Source organism: Nonomuraea lactucae (assembly GCF_003313395.1).
Taxonomy (GTDB): Bacteria; Actinomycetota; Actinomycetes; order Streptosporangiales; family Streptosporangiaceae; genus Nonomuraea; species Nonomuraea lactucae.
In genome coordinates this window covers 1-4,766 of record NZ_QNFZ01000776.1, presented here as the reverse complement: position 1 = coordinate 4,766, position 4,766 = coordinate 1, and the positions used below count along the sequence as shown (strand labels likewise).

Genomic DNA, 4,766 nt, shown 5'->3' with positions numbered 1-4,766 from the left:
GCCAGCGCCACCGGGGTCAGGACCGGGCCGAGGTCCTCGCCCGTCGGCGTCACCAGCCCTCCGCCGCCGCGCCCTCCCCCGGCCGGCACCTCGCTCACCCACGGCCGGGTCGCCGCGAACAGCACCAGCGCGCACCCGAACGCGGTCAAGCCCACCCACGCCGCCAACTCGCGTCCACCCCGCGACCGGCGCCGCCCGGCCTCCGCATCGTGCGCCGCCCCCGCCTGGGCGTGACGACCACCTGTCCCTGTGGCGTCGTCGCCAGGCTCCACGTCGCCGACGGGAGGCCCGCTCGCCTCCCTCGCCTCTGAGCGCCCGCCCCGAGCGGGGGCGGGGCCGGGAGCGGGGGCGGGAGCGGGGGCGGGACCGGGAGCGGGAGCGGGGGCGTCCGGTGCCTGCGCGGGGTCCTCCTGTGGCGTGGTGGAGGTGGGGTCCTCCGGTGCGCCGTCGGACCTGGTCATGGCGCCGCCGACACCTCCAGCGGGTCGGCGTCGAAGCAGGTGCGGTCGCCCGTGTGGCAGGCCGCGCCGACCTGGTCGACCCTGAGCAGCACCGTGTCGCCGTCGCAGTCGAGCGCGACCGACTTGACGTGCTGGACGTGCCCTGACGTGTCGCCCTTGACCCAGTATTCGCCCCGGCTGCGCGACCAGTAGGTCGCCCGGCCGGTGGTGAGGGTGCGGTGGAGGGCCTCGTCGTCCATCCAGGCGAGCATCAGCACCTCGCCCGTGTCGTGCTGCTGGACGATCGCGGGCACCAGCCCGTCGCCGTTGCGCCTGAGCCGCGCGGCGACCTTGGGATCCAGGGACATGACAGCATTCAACCAGCCCCGGAGGCCGCCCCCCACATCGGACGCGGCACGGTCAGCCGAGCGCCTGGGACAGGGTGTCGTAGATCGGGAACAGGGGCGCCAGGTTGGTCCTGCGCAGCCGCCGGAGCACCTGGCCGTCGGGGGGCCACGAGGGCCATGGTGCCCTCGCGCTCGCGCAGGTCGGCGCGGAGCCGCACCAGCACGCCGAGCCCGGTGGTGTCGATGAACCTCAGGTCGCTCAGGTCGACGACGAGCCGGGACCCGCGCGTCGCGGCGGCCTCGCCGAGGCACTTGCGCACCTGGCCGGCGTTGTCGACGTCGACCTCGCCCGCGAGGCTGACGACGACCATCTCCCCATGCCTGCGCCGTGTCATCTCCAGCACGTCCACGCCCGCTCCTCATGACCTGACACCGGCCCCCGCCCGAAAAGGTACACCGGCGGCATCCGTATCACGGTGGGTTTTGCGCAGAACGCGTTACGTGACCTCGTCGCGGAGAGTACCTTTCTCGCGACACACTGCGTGGAGGGGCATGGAGGGTCATCGTGGTGAAAGTCGCGGGCTCGCTCCTCGATCCGGATCTCGGAGATCACGTCTGCCTGCCGTTCCAGGGGGATCGTGAGCGGATCGCGACCACCCGGGCGTTCACGCGCAACGGGCTGCGGCGCCGCGCCAAGGTGCTGATCGTCACGCACACCCACACGCCCGAGCGGACGCGGGGGTGGCTGGCGCCGCTCGTGGCGGGGTTCGAGGAGGCCGAGGCGGCGGGGCGGATCGCGATCCTGGCGAGCGCCGACACGCACTTCACGGCCGGGCGGTTCGATCCGGTGCGGGCGCTGAGAGGGCTGTGCGCCGCGGGCGAGCAGGCGCTGCGGGAGGGGCACTCCGGGGTGTACGCGCTGGTGGACGCGGGGTGGGGAGTAGACGACGCGGCGGGGCAGACGGCGTTGGAGGCCGCGGCGAACGCCCTGTTCGGCCAGCGGTGGCTGGCGGCGGTGTGCCAGTACGACCGCGTGGCGTTCTCGCATGAGGCGCTGGAGCGGGTGGCGGCGGTCCACCCGATCGCGCCGGAGCGGGCGCTGCTGCGGTTCACCACCACGTGCGCGCCGCCGGGGCTACGCCTGTCGGGCGACATCGACCTGACCAACAGGCAGGCGTTCGCCTCGGTGCTGGCCCCGCTGGAGAAGGAGACCGACGAGGTGGTGATCGACGCGACCGGGGTCGGCTTCATGGACGCCGGGTCCGCCCAGTTGCTGACGGCCACGGCCCTGGCCAGGGGGGAGCGGCGCACGGTGGTGGTCTGTGACGACACGATCGCGCGCGTGCTGCGGCTGATCCGGGCCGACGAGCTGCTCACCGTCCAGCGGGCCGGCGATGTGTAGGCGGCTGCTCGCCGCCGACTTCGCGCGGGGCCGCATCACCGTGCTGCGCCGTGCGGTCACGGCGTGCGCGGCTGGCGAGGGGCTCGGCGGCAGGCGGCTGGAGGACTTCGTCCTCGCCGTGAACGAGATCACCACGAACGCGGTGCTGCACGGCGGGGGCGGCGGGCGGCTGCGGCTGTGGTCGCAAGCCGGCCGGCTCTGGTGCGAGGTCACCGACGAGGGGCCTGGGCTGCCGCCGGGGTGGATGGGCGCGGAGCGGACGCCGTCCAGGTACGACACGGGCGGACGGGGGCTCTGGCTGACCCGCCTGCTCTGCGACCAGGTCACCATCGTCTCGACGCCCGGCGGCGGCACCAGCGTGACCTTCTCGGCGAGCAGGGGGTAGGGGGTGACAGGGAGTCAGGATCGGGCGGCCGACACCCACGAGGCGTGCAGGTCCGCGTAGACGCCCGGCTGCGCCACCAGCTCCTCGTGGCTCCCGCGCTGGACGACGCGCCCGCCGTCGAACACCAGCACCTCGTCGGCGTTCTCGGCCGTGGACAGCCGGTGGGCGATCGAGACGGCGGTGCGGCCCCGGGTGACGCCGTCCAGCGCCCGCGCGAGCCGCACTTCCGTGGCCGGGTCCACCGCGGAGGTGGCCTCGTCGAGCAGCAGCAGGTCGGGGTCGGCCAGGTAGGCGCGGGCCAGCGCGACGAGCTGCCGCTCCCCCGCCGACAGCGACTCGCCGCGCTGCCCCACCGGGGTGTCGAGGCCCGAGGGCAGGCCGTCCACCCAGTCGGCGAGGCCGAGCTCCGTCATCGCGAGCGTGATCTCCTCACGGGTGGCGGCCGGGCGCCCGTACCTGACGTTCTCCTCCAGCGTGCCGTCGAACAGGAAGCCGTCCTGCGGCACCATCACGATGCGCTCGCGCAGCGAGGAGAAGCGCACGTCGCGCAGGTCGTGCCCGTCGACGGTGACGCGGCCCGACGCGGGATCCATGAGGCGGGTGAGCAGCTTGGCGAACGTGGTCTTGCCCGAGCCGGTCTCCCCGACGACCGCGATGCGCGAGCGCGGCGGGATCTCCAGCGACACCTCGCGCAGCACGGGCGCGCCGCCGGGGTAGGAGAAGTGGACGTCCTCGAACGCCACGGAGATCGGGCCGCGCGGCAGCTCCACGCCGCCGGCGCCCGGGTCGGCGACGTCGGGCGGGGTGTCGAGCACGCCGAGGATGCGCCGCCAGCCGGCGACGGCGTTCTGGGCCTCGTTCAGCACCTCGGTGGCGGTCTGCAGCGGCGCGACGAACAATGTCACGAGGAAGAGGAACGCGACCAGCCGGCCGGCCGTGATGTCGCCGGACATGCCGAGCCTGACGCCGAGCAGCACGATGCCTGAGATGGCCACGGCGGCCACGATCTCGGTCAGCGGGAAGACGAACGCGACGATGGTCTGCGCCTTGACCTGGGCGGCCTTGTTGGCGTCCACGGCGGCGTCGATGCGGTCGGAGGTGCGCCGCTCGGAGGCGTACGCCCTGATGACGGCCGCGCCCACGACCGACTCGCTGACCGCGGCCAGCATGTCGCCGGTGCGCTCGCGAACCCCCGTGTACGCGGCGGAGAGCCAGCGCTGGAAGCGCGGCAGCGCGATCATGAGCGGCAGGAAGCACGCCCACACCAGCAGCGTGAGCCGCCACGAGTAGACGAGCATGAGCACGCTGGCCACGAGGAGCTGGCCGAACGCCACGATGATCATCAACCCGCCCCACTGCATGAACGTGCTGATCTGGTCGACGTCGTTGGTGACGCGGGAGACCAGGGCGCCGCGGCGTTCGGTGTTCTGGGTGAGGACCGAGAGGTCGTGCACGTGGCGGAAGCCGCGCACGCGCAACGTGGCCAGCGAGGACTCGGTCGCCCTGTACAGGCGGACGTTCATGACGTATCCGGCGAGCGCCGTGAGCACCACCGCCAAGGCGCACACCAGGACCGCCCGCGTGATGTACGGGACGTCCGGCGCCGAGCCCTGCAGGCCGGTGTCGATGGTCTGCTGCACCGCGATCGGCACGATGATCTTGCCGGTGGTGGCGATGACGGCCAGGGCCAGGGTGCCGGCGAGCCCCTTGCGGAACTCCGGGGTCAGCGACAGCCCGTGGCGCACGGTGGCCAGCGCCGACCGTTCGGCGTTGCGGCCGATGACCCCGCGCGCGCCCCCGATGTCGCTCACGCGCTGACCCCTTCCTCTTCGGTCTCGTCCGCCGGCTCCCCGGCGGCGGCGATGGCGGCCCGTTCGGCCTCTTCACGCTCGTAGGCGGTGACCAGGTTGCGGTAGCCGGGGCAGCGCGCCAGCAGCTCGTCGTGCGCGCCGCGGTCGGCGACCCGGCCGCGCTCCAGGTAGACGACCTCGTCGGCGAGCGCGATCGTGGCCAGCCGGTATGCGACGACCACCACGGTCGCTGCCTCGGCCGCGTCGCGCAGCCCGTGCAGGATCCGGGCCTCGACCTGCGGGTCCACGCTGGAGGTCGCGTCGTCGAGAATGAGCAGGCGCGGGCGGCGCACGACGGCGCGGGCCAGCGCGAGCCGCTGGCGCTGGCCGCCCGACAGGGTC

6 protein-coding genes and 1 pseudogene are annotated in these 4,766 nt (G+C 73.8%); 2 read left to right on the top strand and 5 right to left on the bottom strand.

The genetic code is table 11. The features are described 5' to 3' along the window. The 3 genes and pseudogenes from DQW85_RS44875 to DQW85_RS27305 all read right to left on the bottom strand — a co-directional run. Nucleotides 1-461, bottom strand: a pseudogene (locus DQW85_RS44875) (hypothetical protein); the annotation flags it as partial. After that, nucleotides 458-808 (bottom strand): phosphoribosyl-AMP cyclohydrolase, encoded by a 351-nt coding sequence (gene hisI, locus DQW85_RS27310; protein WP_113702780.1) that lies wholly within the window; start codon nucleotides 806-808, stop codon nucleotides 458-460. The pseudogene DQW85_RS44875 and the gene hisI, both read right to left, overlap by 4 nt. An 8-nt stretch (nucleotides 809-816) precedes the next feature. Then, nucleotides 817-1,197: an STAS domain-containing protein gene (locus tag DQW85_RS27305; RefSeq protein ID WP_205315446.1), complete on the bottom strand. Its 381-nt coding sequence runs from the start codon at nucleotides 1,195-1,197 to the stop codon at nucleotides 817-819. A gap of 155 nt (nucleotides 1,198-1,352) precedes the next feature. On the opposite strand from DQW85_RS27305, the gene DQW85_RS27300 reads away from it, so the two are divergent. Together DQW85_RS27300 and DQW85_RS27295 are read left to right on the top strand one after the other, a co-directional pair. Then, nucleotides 1,353-2,189, top strand: coding sequence for an MEDS domain-containing protein (locus DQW85_RS27300; RefSeq protein WP_113702779.1), 837 nt, complete (start codon nucleotides 1,353-1,355; stop codon nucleotides 2,187-2,189). Next, entirely contained in the window at nucleotides 2,182-2,574 is a 393-nt protein-coding gene (locus DQW85_RS27295) for an ATP-binding protein (RefSeq protein WP_113702778.1), read from the top strand. Before DQW85_RS27300 ends, DQW85_RS27295 begins: the two co-directional genes overlap by 8 nt. A gap of 14 nt (nucleotides 2,575-2,588) precedes the next feature. On the opposite strand, the gene DQW85_RS27290 is transcribed toward DQW85_RS27295, so the two are convergent. Both DQW85_RS27290 and DQW85_RS27285 read right to left on the bottom strand, forming a co-directional pair. Further along, nucleotides 2,589-4,385: an ABC transporter ATP-binding protein gene (locus tag DQW85_RS27290; protein WP_113702777.1), complete on the bottom strand. Its 1,797-nt coding sequence runs from the start codon at nucleotides 4,383-4,385 to the stop codon at nucleotides 2,589-2,591. Next, the coding region (locus DQW85_RS27285; RefSeq protein WP_113702776.1) for an ATP-binding cassette domain-containing protein at nucleotides 4,382-4,766 on the bottom strand (385 nt) is incomplete at its 5' end. The genes DQW85_RS27290 and DQW85_RS27285, both read right to left, overlap by 4 nt.

Coding starts and splice junctions, on each gene's coding strand:
- DQW85_RS27295 (WP_113702778.1), top strand. CDS start 2,182: ATGTGTAGGCGGCTGCTCGCCGCCGACTTCGCGCGGGGCCGCATCACC.
- hisI (WP_113702780.1), bottom strand. CDS start 808: ATGTCCCTGGATCCCAAGGTCGCCGCGCGGCTCAGGCGCAACGGCGAC.